Raw genomic sequence first — 14767 nt, 5'->3', positions numbered from 1 at the left:
TCTATTTTCAATATAATCGCTCAGCCTTAGCTTAATATCCTTTTGCGACTTTGTTATGCTTCGGAAAATTGACAGCAATAAATTTATTGGCCGATTTCCAAAACTTCGCCTGTATACGCTTTAGCAGAGACTGTTTTTGTGTAATTCTTTCCAAACGTTCTTTCGCTTCATGCTTGCGCTGGATCTTCTCCCGCAATTCACGTTCTTTCTCTTCGGGATCCCAAAGCATGGCGGTACACATACAGTTTTTACGGTCTTTACTCATCAGGATCTCATAATTCACGCAGCTTTGACAGCCTTTCCAGAATTCATCATCGGAAGTCAATTCGGAATAGGGAACCGGTTCATAGCCCAGTTCTGAATTGATTTTCATCACGGCGAATCCGGTTGTCAAACCAAAGATCTTCGCTTTAGGGTATTTCTCACGTGAAAGCTCAAAGACTCTTTTTTTGATTGCTTTTGCCAAACCGACTTTTCTGAATTCGGGATTGACAATCAAACCTGAGTTAGCGACATAATCCCCATGCCCCCAAGTTTCTATATAACAAAAACCTGCCCATCGGCCATCTCTATGTAAAGCAATCACTGCTTTACCTTCATTCATCTTGTTGGCAACGTATTCTGGTTTACGACGCGCAATACCAGTACCACGAGCCTTTGCAGACTCGAACATTTCGTCGCAAATAACCTCTGCATAATGTGCATGCTCAGGTTTAGCCGGGATAATTAAAAAATCTGATATAGTCATTGACTTACGACCCTAATAATAAAACAACAACTACTGTCGTGTTTTGTTACTAAATAAATTAAAATAATGGATTCAAAACCATCGGACAATCATGGTCTTGCTTGGAAAGATTCACTACCTCAAATCAAGCCCGAGGTAGTATAGGTCGTCGGAGGCGTAAAACAGGTATTTCTACAAAAATGAAAGCACAAAAGACCTTCTTCATAAACTTCTCAAAAGTTTGAATATAAGAATAATCGTTCTTTTTGTTCTGTTTCATTTTTTTATGCTCTGTCAATTGTTTCTGACGATGCAAATGTATAAAAATATTTTTTTCTTTTCCACAATATTCTCATTGATTTTTTGCAAAAATTAAAAATTTACAATCCACCGTCAAAACCTTCCTGTAAGCTTCATTTTCAAGCAATTAATCCACAACAAGTCGGTAATAGAACGATCACATTAGCGATATTAATTTGACAATAAAACGGATAAAGGTTTAAGGCTTTATCAATTGAAATTGTTGTTTTTTCTATCGGTTCGTTATTTTTAGTCAAAAACGATACTTTTGTAGGGATCATTTAATGGAGAATAGTATGTCACCGAGTTTAATTTTCTATATTATTTTTGCCGTCCCTTACATTATCTTTATGTATTGGCTCGTCAAACAGGACAAACATAAATATGCCTGGGGAATAGCAATCATTACTATTGTTGCCCTATTAGCGATCTACGTATCGCAGAAAGCCAGTAAAGTGGCCATGGACAATTATCAACAGCATCAGATCGACTCTAGAGAGATCGAGCGGGAAGAGCGTTTACAAAAACAACAGGATAGCATTAATCATGCTCAACAATAAAAAAGCGGCTAATGCCGCTTTTTTATTGTTCGTTTGTATAATTTGGAATAATCCCTTCCAATTTAAAGAGAAAAGCATATTCCAATGCAATTTCCTTTAAATAGTCAAATCGACCAGATGCACCACCATGACCATAATCCATATCTGTTTTTAACAGTAAAACCGCATCTCCTATTTTAGTAGCTCTCAGTTTTGCTACCCATTTTGCTGGTTCAAAATACTGCACCTGACTATCGTGCAGCCCGGTTGTGACCAATAAATTAGGGTATTCTTTTGCTTCAATGTTTTCATATGGAGAATAGGCCTTCATATAATAATAGGCTTCCTTCTCATTGGGGTTACCCCATTCATCATACTCATTTGTAGTCAACGGTATTGTATCATCCAACATGGTATTCACCACATCTACAAATGGTACCTGAGCTATTATGCCATGATATTGCTCAGGCGCAATATTAGCGATTACACCCATCAGCAAACCTCCGGCACTTCCCCCTTGCGCATAGAGATGTTCGGGCATACAATAATGTTGATCAATCAGGTATTTACCACAATCCACAAAATCATAAAAGGTATTCATCTTGTGCATCATTTTTCCATCTTCATACCATTGGCGCCCCATTTCCTCACCGCCTCTGATATGTGCCAAGGCATAGATAAATCCACGATCCAACAGACTTAGTCGATTGCTCGAAAAAGTGGGATCCATCGACGCACCATAAGATCCGTAGGCATATTGCAATAATGGAGCTGAACCATCAAGTTTGGTTCCCTTTTTATAAACAATAGAGATGGGCACTTGAACACCATCTCTTGCTGTTGCAAAAACACGTTCGGTGATATACGCGGTTTGGTCATACCCTCCCAAAATCTCCTGTTGCTTTAATAATATTTTCTTCTGCTTAGCCATATCATATTCATAGACTGAGCTTGGTGTCACTAAAGAAGTATAGCCATATCGTAACTTATCACTGTTGTATTCAACATTAATACCCGGGTATACCGTATAGGCAACTTCTCCGAAATCCAAATAGTGCTGATGCTGACTCTTTAAATTATAAATTGCCAATTGGGTCAATCCATTTTTCCTTTCAGCAATTGCCAGAAAATCCTTAAACTCTTCAATATCGCTGACCAATACATCCGGTCGATGGTCTATGAATGGCTGCCAGTGGCTGCGATCTGTACGATCTAAGGGACATTGCATGATTCGGAAATTAATAGCTCCATCATTGGTAAGTATTAAGAACCGATCTTCCAATGCAACAACCGAATAGAGAACATCCTGTATCCTAGGCTGAAAAATACGAAATTCCGATTGCGGTGAGTCAGCATTTAATAACCAAATTTCTGAGGATAATGTCCCTTCAGAATTGATCATAACATATTTTCCATTTTTGGATTTACCAACTCCGATATAATTTGTGTTATCTTTTTCTTCATACACAAGCACATCTGCTGCCGGATCGCCCCCCAGTGTATGTCGCATAATCTTTTCACTAAGCAAGGTAACAGGATTCTTGGCCGTATAGAACAAGGTTCGATTATCATTTCCCCAAATAGCGGCTCCCTCTGTATTCTTTATCTGGTCGGGATAGATTTCTCCGGTCTCGATATTTTTGATAAATATGGTATATTCTCTCCGAGAGACAGTATCCACACTAAAGGCAAGCAAACGATTATCCGGACTAACAGAAAATCCTTTTGCCGTATAATATGCATGCCCTTCGGCAAGCTGATCTACATCCAACAGCACTTCCTCTTCGCCCTCCAGTGTCCCCTTTTTCCGACAGAATTTAAAATATTGTTTTCCCTCTTCCGTCCGGCTATAATAATAGTAGCCATTTTTGTAATAAGGCACAGACTCGTCCTTTTCCTTAATCCGGGATTTCAATTCATCAAAAAGATTTTCCTGTAAATCTTCGGTATCTTGAAGCATTAAATTGGTATAATTGTTTTCCTCTTCCAGATAGTCAATAACTTCTTGCGATTTTTCTCCTTTTTTAAAGTAATCAATCATCCAGTAATAATCATCTTGCACAGTATCATCATGTATCTTTCTGACATGAGGGTAAATTGCCGCCACTGGGGCCATCACATTAGGCCAAACTATTTTCTTATTTTGTTGCATTCGCTCTTTTATACGCTAATCAATATATACTCTTTCTTATCCTAGCTATCTAGATCATCTAAATAAAACAGGAGACTCTTAGAAATGGTTTGAATTTAAGATATTTCGTCAACAGTTTGCTAAGAGATATGGATTATAAATACTTTTAATAAAAATTAACAGTTCAGAAGAGGCATTAGCATTATCTTTGCTATTCTGCTATAGGCAGGAATATGCGAGCTTACACGCTCATGAAGAAAATTTAAAATAAACAGGAGAGAATAACCAGGTGGAACGCGTGCATTGCAACAAATGAAAGCAGACACTTTATTAAGAATTATTTACATATGAATTTAAAACAATCACTATATCTAATTGCTTTAGGCTCATTGCCCCTTATCTCTTTCGGACAATCCGATACCATTCCAGCAAATTGGTTCAATTTGGATTATAAAACAGATGGGGTCATGGGAATCAGTACCGAAAAAACATATAAAACGTTATTGAAAGGAAGAAAATCTACTCCAATCATTGTTGGGGTATTGGATGGAGGTGTTGATGTTTATCACGAGGATCTCAAAGATGTTGTGTGGATCAATACGAAAGATAGTCTCACGAATGGTATAGATAATGATGGTAATGGCTATATTAATGATAAATACGGCTGGAATTTTATTGGAAACGCCGATGGAAAGGACGTTCAGTTCGATAACCTGGAATTGACAAGACAGCTTAGGGTTCTGGACAAAAAGTTTGCAAACATCACAGCGGCAACAGAACTCAATGAAGCTGGTCGAAAATCTTTCGCTAGTTATCAAAAGATGCTTGCCAAATATAAAAACAAGCTAGAAGAAGCTAAGATGGGCCAATTTTCCTACGATGCGCTCAAACGTAACATAGACGCTGTGGTACGTGAAATAGGTAAAAAGCCCGAAGATATCACACAGGAGGATATAGACAATTTCAAAGCAACCACAAACACGCAACGTATCGCACTTGGCTATGCAAAGGATGAAATCAACAACGGCGGCTTCGCCAAATTTTTTGATGATATCACCGAAGGTGCAAAATATTTCAACAATCAAGTTGATTATCATTTAAACAAAGCATACGATTCTCGACCTATTGTTGGAGATAATTATGAAGATGCTTCAGAGCGATACTACGGAAATGCAGATGTAAAAGGACCGGACGCATTACATGGTAGCCATGTCGCTGGAATCATTGGTGCAAAACGTAATAATAATGTTGGTATCAACGGCGTAGCGGACAATGTTAAAATACTCACAGTTAGACTTGTCCCCGATGGTGATGAACGTGATAAAGACGTCGCAAATGCCATTCGCTATGCAGCAGACAATGGCGCTAAAGTACTTAACATGAGCTTTGGGAAAAGTTATGCCTATAATAAACAGGCCGTAGACGATGCCATCAAATATGCTGAATCCAAAGATGTCCTGATGGTACATGCCGCAGGGAATGACAGTGAAGATAACGATATAGAGCCTAATTTTCCGATGAAGTATTATACGGATGTAAAAGGTGATACAACCGGGGTTGCTAATGCTTGGATCACAGTGGGTGCAACCGGCCTTCATTTGGACAATGAACTATTAGCCGATTTTTCCAATTATGGTAAAAAAACTGTCGATGTTTTCGCGCCTGGCGTCCACATCAACTCAACGGTACCAGATTCCAAGTATAAAGAAGAACAGGGCACAAGTATGGCTGCTCCCGTTGTCGCTGGTCTGGCCGCCATGATTCGTTCTTATTACCCTAATTTGAGCGCTGTGGAAACGAAACAAATTATTATGGAATCGGTAGAAAAGCCGAATCAACTGGTACAGGTAAAAGTTGGTGAAGATGCCAGCAAAACGGTTCGATTAGCAGACATTTCGGTCACTGGAGGAATCGTTAATGCATATAACGCTATTATAAAAGCAGAGGAATATACTAACAGAAAGAAAAAATAAATATTTTCTCGTTTTTTATACCAAAACTATCTTTTGTCCGTTTAATTAATTAACTTACAGAGACAAAACAACAGATGCTTATGGTAGAAAACTTTACCCAATCAGAAAACGAAGTTCAAAATTTGCTAACCCAAAACGAAAAGGTAATGACAGACGAGGACATAGAAAATGAATTGAAACTTCAATTACCAAAAATGTTGCTTCATCCAAGCAAAAGATGTGTTGAGAATATCCTTGCATATTCTAAACAACTAGAAAAAAGAAAGGCCTAATCTAGAGATTAGGCCTTTCTTTTTCACCTTACGACATCCATGATCAGCTATAGTGTAAAACAGCTGTGACTCGCCTTACCTTCCACAAACTAAAATCAGATTATTCTCCTTTTACTAGGTTTCAAAATTTCTTTTTTGATGGAAATTTTGGCTAGTTTTGAACCGATGTTAAAACAAGAACGATACAAGGCTTTCGTAGATTATTTCTCCAAAAATAGTCCTGACGCACAGACAGAACTCAACTATAGTAATCCCTTTGAATTACTGGTTGCCGTTATTTTATCTGCACAGTGTACAGATAAAAGGATCAACCAAGTCACGCCCAAGTTGTTTGCACGCTACCCAGATGCACACAGCTTGGCAGCTTCCAGCGTAGACGAGGTGTTTAGCTATATACGATCTGTAAGCTATCCGAATAACAAGGCCAAACACCTTGTGGGGATGGCTCAGCTACTGATTGAAAAGTTCGACAATATTGTACCCGAAAAAATTGAGGATCTTGTGAAACTTCCAGGTGTAGGTCGAAAAACTGCTAATGTCATTTCCTCTGTTGTTTATCATAATCCCGCTATGGCCGTAGATACCCATGTTTTTCGTGTTGCAAACCGTCTTGGGCTAACTTATCGTGCAACAACACCATTAGCTGTGGAAAAACAATTGGTAAAAAATCTACCTAAAGATACGATTGCCATTGCCCATCATTGGCTTATCTTACACGGGCGTTATATATGCCTGGCCCGAAAGCCACTGTGTGAGAAATGCCCTATCACTTATATGTGCAAATACTTTGAAAAAAATCACCATATAAAAAGTGTCTCAGCTATACCAGAGACAAAAAACTAATTTTTTTAGTGAAAATATTTGGTTTATGATTTTTAATTTTTAATTTTGAGAAATATATACTAAAAATATGAGCAACACAGATAAACTAAAAGCTTTACAGCTGACGTTAGATAAATTGGAAAAGAACTTTGGAAAAGGTTCAATTATGAAATTAGGTGATACTGCTGTTGAGCCGATCGAAGCTATTTCTACAGGATCTCTAGGCTTGGATATCGCCTTAGGAATTGGCGGTGTACCAAAAGGCCGTATCATTGAAATATATGGACCTGAATCTTCAGGTAAAACTACCTTAGCAACTCACATTGTTGCCGAAGCACAAAAAAAAGGCGGTATTGCAGCAATCATTGATGCTGAGCATGCTTTTGATAAATATTACGCTCAAAAATTAGGCGTAGATGTAGAAAATTTATTGATTTCTCAACCAGATAATGGTGAGCAAGGTTTAGAAATTGCTGATAACCTAATCCGTTCTGGTGCAATCGACGTTATTGTTATTGACTCCGTTGCCGCTTTGGTGCCAAAAGGTGAGATCGAAGGCGAAATGGGTGATTCTAAAATGGGGCTTCAAGCTCGTTTGATGTCACAAGCTTTACGTAAGTTGACAGGTACAATTTCAAAAACAAACTGTTGTTGTATTTTCATCAACCAATTGCGTGAAAAAATTGGTGTGATGTTTGGCAACCCAGAAACAACAACTGGTGGTAATGCATTAAAATTCTACGCTTCTGTACGTTTAGATATCCGTCGCACATCACAAATCAAAGATTCTGATGAAGTATCGGGTAACCGCGTAAAAGTGAAGATTGTAAAAAATAAAGTTGCACCTCCGTTCCGCATAGCGGAATTTGATATCATCTTTGGTGAAGGTATCTCTAAAGTAGGTGAAATCATTGATCTAGGTGTTGAATATGGTATTATTAAAAAAGCAGGCTCTTGGTTTAGCTATGGGGAGACCAAATTAGGACAAGGTCGAGATGCTGTTAAAGCCTTATTATTCGACAATCCAGATTTAATGGACGAACTTGAAGCTAAAATCCGTGCTGAAGTGACAGGAGAAGATCCAATGCTTAACATCGAGGAAAACGAAGACTAGTTGCTGTAAAAATTAGTATAATGTAGGTAGCCATCCTGTTTAGGATGGCTATTTTTTTTACGAAAATTCAAGTGCTTAGATGATTATTTTGTTACATGTCCAAAGTTTTCAATTTGTACTAATAGATTTTATTAATTTTAGCAGGTCGAGCTAAAAACGCCTGACATCCAAATGCTAAACTTAATATAAACAATGAATCGTAAACTAATTCTATTTCTTTTAATACTGCTAGGCTCAGTATTTCATCTACATGCACAAACGATACGCATACTCTCCTTTAATATCCACCACGGAAACCCACCCACCGAAAAAGAATCAGTTATCAACCTTGACACAATTGCCAAAATTATTAAAAATTCAAAAGCTGACCTCGTAGGTCTTCAGGAAATCGATGTCAATCTCGGTAGATCATATTTTGAAAATCAAGCCAAAAAATTAGCCGAATTAACAGGCATGCACTATATATTTTCCAAAGGGATAGACCTGGATAAAGGTGAATATGGTACCGCCATCTTATCAAAAAATCCAATTGAACGTGTAGAGAAACACTTTCTACCTTCCCCTGTGGAAAGCGAAACACGTAGTTTATCTGTAATCGAAGTCACGATACACAAAAGGAAACTCTTATTTGCAAATACACACCTTGACCTGAAAGACAAAAACAAAATCGAACAGGCAAAATTCATCACCCAGCGTTTCAAAAACGAAAAGCTACCCACCATCCTTGTCGGTGATTTGAACTCCGAACCCAATGATCCAGCAATTACTGAACTTAGCAAAATATTCACAAAAAGCAGCATTGCTAACGGATTTACGTTTCCTCAAGATAAACCCACTACTGAAATCGACTATATCATGATCAATAAAACATCTGCCGCAAAGTTCTCCAACCACCGTATTCTGAACGAACAATATGCGAGTGATCATCGGCCATTATATGTCGAGATAAACATTAAATAACTACTTGTGACCTTAAAATATGAATTTTAACAGAAGAAGATTCTTAGAATCCTTGGCTCTGGCCGGGATTACATTACCTAATATAAGCGTCGCGCAAGAAAAAGACGCAAATGAGGCAGAAGGCGAGTTCAGTTTTGTCGTACCTGCCTATCTACAAAATCAAACCGAAACAGGAATCAGTATTTTTACGATTTTGAGCAAAGATGCCTTTGCTTGGCTCGAGATACTGGACAATGGAGGGAATGTCCAAAAAAAGATCTACCAATCCGAAGATGGGATGATCAATGCCAATACTGATTTCTTTCATTTTACAATTGAAGACGCACCGCGTTCATTTCGTTATCGCATCAAAGCGAAGGAAGTGCAAAAATTCGATCCTTATAAAATCGTATACGGCCAAGAAATAGAAACCCCTATTTTCGAGGCCAAATTAGCCAAGAACAATCAAGAACAGATTCGCTGTCTGGTCTATAACGATGTACATGAGGAAAAAAGCAGCTATCGTGACCTTATTCCGCATCAGGATATTTCACCCTACGATTTTTTTGTACTGAATGGTGATTCCTTCCATTATGTCACCAATCAGCAAGATATTACAGAGAAACTACTAAAGCCAATTGAATTTTTTGCGACAAGCAAACCATTCATTATGAATCGGGGAAACCATGAGACAAGGGGATCCTTCGCACGTAATTTCAAACGATATTTTGGTTATCCTGACAACAAGTATTACCAAGCCTTTAAAAGAGGTCCTATTTTTTGGATCATGCTGGACAGTGGCGAAGACAAGCCTGACAATCATGAGGTATACGCCGGAACAGTCGATTATGATAACTACAGAAAAGAACAGGCTAAATGGCTGGAAAAGGTTCTACAATCCAAGGAAAGAAAGAGTGCACAACACACTGTTGTCATTAGCCATATACCGATTTTTCATTCGGATGACTGGCATGGTACCTTGGATAACAGAGCATGTTTTCATCCCTTGTTTCAGAAATATAAAATTGATGCCATGATCTCTGGTCATACACATCAATATGGCTACTACCCTGCAGATAAAGATCACAATTATCCTGTATTTATAGGCGGAGGTCCAAAAGTTGGGAAAAGAACTATCATCGATGTAGCCGGCAACAACAAGTCATTGAACATACGGATGACTAGAGACGATGGCACAGAACTGGGATTATTTAAGAAATAAAAAAGGGCGCTTGATAAGCGCCCTTTTTTCTATTTTGATTGAAGAAAGCTGCGATGCGAACTTTCTTATTCTCCCTTTTCCAAGAAAGGGTATCTATAATCTGTATCTGGATTAAATGTCTCTTTGATTGTACGAGGAGACACCCAACGAAGCAAATTGATCATTGATCCCGCTTTGTCGTTTGTACCCGAGCCTCTAGCACCACCAAACGGTTGTTGACCTACGACAGCACCTGTACACTTATCATTCACGTAGAAGTTACCAGCGGCATGTCTCAATTTATCTGTTGCTAAGTTAATCGCATACCGATCTTGCGCAATGATTGATCCAGTCAAGGCATAAATAGATGTTGTATCAACAATATCTAAGGTTTCTTCAAACTTAGCATCCTCGTAAACATATACGGTCAGGACAGGTCCAAACAATTCCTCAACCATTGTCTCGTAATCTGGTTTTGAAGCCTCAATGATTGTTGGATGAATGAAATATCCTTTAGATTTATCGTATGTACCACCAACTACAATTTCTGCGTCATTAGATTCTTTAGCTCTGTCGATATACTTCGCTAATTTATCAAATGACTTCTCATCAATTACAGCATTGAAAAAGTTTGTAAAATCTTCTGTTCCACCGATTGTAAAAGATTTTACGTCAGTAGTCATAGATTCTTTCAATGCAGGCCACAACGATTTAGGAATGTATGCACGTGATGCAGCAGAACATTTTTGACCTTGGTATTCGAAAGCACCACGAACCAAAGCTGTATTTGCAGCTTTCAAATCGGCCGAAGGGTGTACAACGATAAAATCCTTACCACCAGTCTCACCAACAATACGTGGATACGTTTTATAACGGTGGATATTGTTACCGATCGTCTTCCAGATATCCTGGAATACTCCTGTTGAACCAGTAAAGTGGATACCTGCGAAATCTGGGTGTTGGAAAATCACATCACCAGCGTCAGGACCTGAAACATACACCAAGTTGATAACACCATCCGGAAGACCAGCTTCACGGAAAATTTTCATCAATACATTTGCTGAATAGATTTGGGTATTGGATGGTTTCCATACCACAACATTCCCCATCATTGCGACACAGGAAGGTAGATTACCCGCAATCGCTGTAAAATTGAATGGAGTCAATGCAAATACAAAACCTTCAAGAGGACGTTGTTCTACACGGTTCCACACACCTTTACCTGATATAGGAGGTTGTTGTTTATAGATTTCGCTCATGTATTGTACATTGAAACGCAAGAAATCCACAATCTCACATGCCGAATCAATTTCTGCCTGATATGGGTTCTTCGATTGTCCCAACATTGTAGCAGCATTCAACTCATAACGGTATTTACCTGAAATCAATTCAGCAGCTTTTAAGAATATCGCAGCACGATCTTCCCAAGTAAGATTTTCCCAATCCTTTTTCGCCGCTAAAGCTGCATTGATTGCATCTGTTACATGAGATTTATCGCCTTGATTGTATTGACCTAAAATATGTTGGTGGTCATGTGGAGGAGCTAAGTTTACTTTTTTAGAAGTAGTGATTTCTTTACCACCAATATACATTGGGATATCGATTTGTTTCGAACGTGCCTCATCAATTGCTGCTTTCAACAATTTACGTTCTTTCGTTCCGACAGCGTATGTGTACACCGGTTCGTTGGTAGGAACAGGAACTGTAAAAAATCCTTTAGACATATTACAATTATTAATTATTCATCCAAAAAATACTATTTATGAATCATGAAGGGATCAAGTTTGTTCATTCCATTATTTTCATCAGAAACCATGGTTTCAACCTGTTAGCATGACACTAAATAGCGTTAATAGAAGTAAAATTACCTCAAATTTTATGAATACCCAAAGTTACTGTCCTTCTTTGAGCACCTTGGAAAAGATACGTTTAAATTTTTCCAATTTCGGTTTAATCACCAATTGGCAGTATGGTTCTTTTCCATTTAATCTATAATAATCTTGATGATAGTCCTCTGCTGGATAAAATACGGTTGCCGGAACTACTTCGGTTACAATAGGTTTATTGAAAACATGCTCCTTTTCTAACGTCGAAAGATAATATTGCGTCTTATCAAGCTGCTCTTTATTGTGCACAAAAATAGCCGAACGATATTGGGTGCCAACATCATTTCCCTGACGATTGAGCTCCGTTGGATCGTGTGCTACAAAAAAGGCCTCCAATAGTTTATCGTAGCTGATCACTTTTGGATCAAAAATAATATTGGTTGCTTCCGCGTGCCCTGTACTCCCGGTACAAACCTGCGCATAACTTGGGTTTGCTACCCATCCACCGGTATATCCCGAAACCACATGTACAACACCCTCTAACTCCTTAAACTGTGCCTCAGTACACCAAAAACATCCTGCAGCAAATGTCGCCGTATCCAAACTCGCCGTATTTTTTTCAGGTAATTTGGTGAAATCAGGTTTCTTTACCCGATGCCCCTGCTGCTGCCCCTGGCAGGAGTTCAATACAAAAAGTGCTGTTAAAAGTATCAGAATATTTCTCATAAATAATTACCCTTCTTCTTTCCTTTTATGTTCCCTGAATTATTGGAGCTAAATTCATGCCCTAAACAAATACCAACTAGGTTTTGTTTATAAAATAGAAAAGCGACAATAAGTTATTATTGTCGCTTTTCTATTGTTCTATCAAATGATCAACTATTTAGCTGCAGCATAGTTTTGTGCTACGGCATCCCAATTGATAACATTAAAGATTTCCTCTAAATACGCTGGACGCTTATTTTGGAATTTCAAATAATAAGCATGCTCCCAAACGTCGATACCTAAGATAGGCGTACCTTTTACCTCAGCAACATCCATCAATGGATTGTCTTGGTTTGGTGTAGAAGTTACTGCAAGTTTACCATCAGCACCAACAATTAACCAAGCCCATCCTGAGCCAAAACGAGTGGCACCAGCAGCTTGAAGTTGTTTTTTCAACTCATCAAATGAACCAAATGTAGCATTGATTGCTTCAGCTAATTCACCTGTTGGAGCTCCACCTGCATTTGGGCCTAAAACCTTCCAAAACAAAGAGTGGTTGTAGTGACCACCACCATTATTACGTACTGCTGCGCTGTATTTACTTACATTTTTAATAATATCCAATAGGGATAAGTTTTCTGCGTCTGTTCCTGCGATAGCTTTATTTAAGTTATCCACATATGCCTGATGGTGTCTGTCATGGTGGATTTCCATTGTAGTTTTGTCAATATGTGGTTCCAATGCGTCGGCTGCGTATGGTAACGCTTCTAATTCAAATGCCATATCTATTTTAATTTAAATGTTTATTACTTCGTTTATACATACAAATATAACACAATATACACGTTTATGTTTTTATGTGTTACAATAAATCCATTATTTCCCTACCGTTTTTGACGAAAAAATGATTTTACCAAATCAGCACATTCTTCCTGCAAAACGCCATGTGTAATGACAGTTTTGGGGTGTAATATTTTATCGTGAAAATGGGAATAGCCACGCTTTTCATCTTTGGCTCCATAGACTATTTTACCAATATGTGTCCAATAGGCCGCTCCGGCACACATAATACAAGGCTCAATGGTAACGTATAATGTACATTCATCCAGGTATTTGCCCCCAAGGTAATTTGCTGCTGCTGTAAAAGCCTGCATTTCAGCGTGAGCTGTCACATCATTTAATCGCTGCGTCAAATTATGACCTTTCCCTATAACACGTCCTCGATGAACAATAACTGCCCCAATAGGCACCTCTCCCTCTTGGTAAGCGACCTTAGCTTCATTCAATGCCATACGCATGAACGACTCGTCACTATCGATGAGTTGTGTTCCTTCAAAATCTATAAATGTCATGGTACAAACTTAACTAAGTTTAGATCCATTTGGTAATTTTTTGTCGACGGATGTCAAAATAATATCTCCATTTTCGTCCGAAAATCCGGTCACTAGACACTCAGAAAAGAAATTAGCAATCTGCTTTTTGGGAAAGTTGACAACTGCGACAACTTGCTTCCCAATCAACTCCTCTTTGTTGTAGTGTACTGTAATCTGGGCACTACTTTGTAATATGCCAATTTCATCTCCAAAATCAAGTTTCAACTGATATGCTGGCTTTTTAGCTCTCGGAAAGTCTTTTGCTTCTAAAATAGTTCCTACCCGTAAATCCACTTTCTCAAAGTCGGTCCAACTAATGGCGTCACTCATAATCGGTTGCTACTAATATCCTGAATCTCTTTACCTATCGTAAATAAAACATAGGAAGGCTTCCGTCCCAAACGTAAAGACAATCTATTGATCAGTTTATCTTCCTCTCCTGCTTGAAAAGCTAAATCTTCATCACTTAAGTGGTTGTACTTGCGGCGGAGTTTTTCTTTGGCTACTTGCCACTGTTCTTCGTTAATTTTCAGCATAACTAAGATTTAGGTATAAAATTTGTATATCTTTACTGAACTGTAAAAGTTTGTTTAAATTTACATTTAATTTTCCGATTACACACAAGCGGATAAAAATTGGCGAGAGCTATCGCAATCAAAGCAAGTCCCGCTGCTTATCTTTATGTTGAAAAAAAAAGTTATATGAAAACAGCAGGACTTGACGTGCATAAAGATAGTATTTTTTGTGCGGTATTTAATGGGAAGCATTATTCGGATGTGGAGGTTTTCGAAACCTTCAGTACGGGCATTCGACAGTTGGGAGCCTACTTGAAGGCTGCGGGTGTT

At 38.3% G+C, this 14767-nt stretch carries 15 protein-coding genes; 7 read left to right on the top strand and 8 right to left on the bottom strand.

Annotated features, from left to right (window positions below):
• Positions 1 to 31: 31 nt before the first annotated feature.
• Positions 32 to 748 (bottom strand): GNAT family N-acetyltransferase, encoded by a 717-nt coding sequence (locus A9970_RS01225; protein WP_070561978.1) that lies wholly within the window; start codon positions 746 to 748, stop codon positions 32 to 34.
• A gap of 575 nt (positions 749 to 1323) precedes the next feature.
• Here A9970_RS01225 and A9970_RS01220 point away from each other — a divergent pair.
• Positions 1324 to 1587: a hypothetical protein gene (locus tag A9970_RS01220; RefSeq protein WP_075990905.1), complete on the top strand. Its 264-nt coding sequence runs from the start codon at positions 1324 to 1326 to the stop codon at positions 1585 to 1587.
• A 22-nt stretch (positions 1588 to 1609) separates the two neighbouring features.
• Here A9970_RS01220 and A9970_RS01215 read toward each other — a convergent pair whose 3' ends face one another.
• Positions 1610 to 3718, bottom strand: a complete 2109-nt coding sequence (locus A9970_RS01215; RefSeq protein WP_088160114.1) for a S9 family peptidase — start codon at positions 3716 to 3718, stop codon at positions 1610 to 1612.
• 326 nt (positions 3719 to 4044) lie between these two features.
• On the opposite strand from A9970_RS01215, the gene A9970_RS01210 reads away from it, so the two are divergent.
• The 6 genes from A9970_RS01210 (at position 4045) to A9970_RS01185 (ending at position 10039) form a co-directional block, all read left to right on the top strand.
• The gene (locus tag A9970_RS01210) at positions 4045 to 5670 is read left to right on the top strand and encodes a S8 family serine peptidase (protein WP_088160113.1); all 1626 of its coding nucleotides are present in this window, start codon (positions 4045 to 4047) and stop codon (positions 5668 to 5670) included.
• An 80-nt stretch (positions 5671 to 5750) separates the two neighbouring features.
• Positions 5751 to 5942, top strand: coding sequence for a hypothetical protein (locus A9970_RS01205; RefSeq protein WP_153848161.1), 192 nt, complete (start codon positions 5751 to 5753; stop codon positions 5940 to 5942).
• A gap of 165 nt (positions 5943 to 6107) precedes the next feature.
• Positions 6108 to 6785: an endonuclease III gene (gene nth, locus A9970_RS01200; RefSeq protein ID WP_075994622.1), complete on the top strand. Its 678-nt coding sequence runs from the start codon at positions 6108 to 6110 to the stop codon at positions 6783 to 6785.
• 67 nt (positions 6786 to 6852) lie between these two features.
• Complete coding sequence (gene recA, locus A9970_RS01195; RefSeq protein ID WP_046674918.1) at positions 6853 to 7878, top strand: recombinase RecA; 1026 nt, start codon at positions 6853 to 6855, stop codon at positions 7876 to 7878.
• 192 nt (positions 7879 to 8070) lie between these two features.
• Positions 8071 to 8838 carry an endonuclease/exonuclease/phosphatase family protein gene (locus tag A9970_RS01190; protein WP_182981022.1) on the top strand — a complete coding sequence of 256 codons (768 nt, stop codon included), beginning with the start codon at positions 8071 to 8073 and terminating at the stop codon, positions 8836 to 8838.
• A gap of 19 nt (positions 8839 to 8857) precedes the next feature.
• Positions 8858 to 10039, top strand: coding sequence for a metallophosphoesterase (locus A9970_RS01185; protein ID WP_182981021.1), 1182 nt, complete (start codon positions 8858 to 8860; stop codon positions 10037 to 10039).
• 65 nt (positions 10040 to 10104) lie between these two features.
• Here A9970_RS01185 and pruA read toward each other — a convergent pair whose 3' ends face one another.
• The 6 genes from pruA to A9970_RS01155 form a co-directional block, all read right to left on the bottom strand.
• Positions 10105 to 11742 (bottom strand): L-glutamate gamma-semialdehyde dehydrogenase, encoded by a 1638-nt coding sequence (pruA, locus tag A9970_RS01180; RefSeq protein WP_075990900.1) that lies wholly within the window; start codon positions 11740 to 11742, stop codon positions 10105 to 10107.
• A 168-nt stretch (positions 11743 to 11910) separates the two neighbouring features.
• Entirely contained in the window at positions 11911 to 12570 is a 660-nt protein-coding gene (gene msrA / locus A9970_RS01175) for a peptide-methionine (S)-S-oxide reductase MsrA (protein ID WP_182981020.1), read from the bottom strand.
• Between the two features lie 153 nt (positions 12571 to 12723).
• The gene (locus A9970_RS01170; RefSeq protein WP_120333147.1) at positions 12724 to 13332 is read right to left on the bottom strand and encodes a superoxide dismutase; all 609 of its coding nucleotides are present in this window, start codon (positions 13330 to 13332) and stop codon (positions 12724 to 12726) included.
• 101 nt (positions 13333 to 13433) lie between these two features.
• A complete protein-coding gene (locus A9970_RS01165) occupies positions 13434 to 13901 on the bottom strand; it encodes a nucleoside deaminase (RefSeq protein WP_088160107.1) in 468 nt (155 codons plus the stop codon).
• Positions 13902 to 13910: 9 nt separating this feature from the next.
• The gene (locus tag A9970_RS01160) at positions 13911 to 14252 is read right to left on the bottom strand and encodes a tRNA-binding protein (RefSeq protein ID WP_182981019.1); all 342 of its coding nucleotides are present in this window, start codon (positions 14250 to 14252) and stop codon (positions 13911 to 13913) included.
• Positions 14249 to 14458: a hypothetical protein gene (locus A9970_RS01155; protein WP_070561956.1), complete on the bottom strand. Its 210-nt coding sequence runs from the start codon at positions 14456 to 14458 to the stop codon at positions 14249 to 14251. The genes A9970_RS01160 and A9970_RS01155 overlap by 4 nt, the downstream gene beginning before the upstream one ends.
• Positions 14459 to 14767: the final 309 nt, after the last annotated feature.

The organism is Sphingobacterium sp. UME9, from assembly GCF_014170215.1.
Lineage (GTDB): Bacteria > Bacteroidota > Bacteroidia > Sphingobacteriales > Sphingobacteriaceae > Sphingobacterium > Sphingobacterium paramultivorum.
This window is presented reverse-complemented; position numbering and strand designations above follow the sequence as displayed.

Excerpts from the sequence above, each read along its gene's own strand:
- A9970_RS01225 (WP_070561978.1), bottom strand. The coding sequence starts at position 748 with ATGACTATATCAGATTTTTTAATTATCCCGGCTAAACCTGAGCATGCA.
- A9970_RS01220 (WP_075990905.1), top strand. The coding sequence starts at position 1,324 with ATGTCACCGAGTTTAATTTTCTATATTATTTTTGCCGTCCCTTACATT.
- A9970_RS01215 (WP_088160114.1), bottom strand. The coding sequence starts at position 3,718 with ATGCAACAAAATAAGAAAATAGTTTGGCCTAATGTGATGGCCCCAGTG.
- A9970_RS01210 (WP_088160113.1), top strand. The coding sequence starts at position 4,045 with ATGAATTTAAAACAATCACTATATCTAATTGCTTTAGGCTCATTGCCC.
- A9970_RS01205 (WP_153848161.1), top strand. The coding sequence starts at position 5,751 with ATGGTAGAAAACTTTACCCAATCAGAAAACGAAGTTCAAAATTTGCTA.
- nth (WP_075994622.1), top strand. The coding sequence starts at position 6,108 with ATGTTAAAACAAGAACGATACAAGGCTTTCGTAGATTATTTCTCCAAA.
- recA (WP_046674918.1), top strand. The coding sequence starts at position 6,853 with ATGAGCAACACAGATAAACTAAAAGCTTTACAGCTGACGTTAGATAAA.
- A9970_RS01190 (WP_182981022.1), top strand. The coding sequence starts at position 8,071 with ATGAATCGTAAACTAATTCTATTTCTTTTAATACTGCTAGGCTCAGTA.
- A9970_RS01185 (WP_182981021.1), top strand. The coding sequence starts at position 8,858 with ATGAATTTTAACAGAAGAAGATTCTTAGAATCCTTGGCTCTGGCCGGG.
- pruA (WP_075990900.1), bottom strand. The coding sequence starts at position 11,742 with ATGTCTAAAGGATTTTTTACAGTTCCTGTTCCTACCAACGAACCGGTG.
- msrA (WP_182981020.1), bottom strand. The coding sequence starts at position 12,570 with ATGAGAAATATTCTGATACTTTTAACAGCACTTTTTGTATTGAACTCC.
- A9970_RS01170 (WP_120333147.1), bottom strand. The coding sequence starts at position 13,332 with ATGGCATTTGAATTAGAAGCGTTACCATACGCAGCCGACGCATTGGAA.
- A9970_RS01165 (WP_088160107.1), bottom strand. The coding sequence starts at position 13,901 with ATGACATTTATAGATTTTGAAGGAACACAACTCATCGATAGTGACGAG.
- A9970_RS01160 (WP_182981019.1), bottom strand. The coding sequence starts at position 14,252 with ATGAGTGACGCCATTAGTTGGACCGACTTTGAGAAAGTGGATTTACGG.
- A9970_RS01155 (WP_070561956.1), bottom strand. The coding sequence starts at position 14,458 with ATGCTGAAAATTAACGAAGAACAGTGGCAAGTAGCCAAAGAAAAACTC.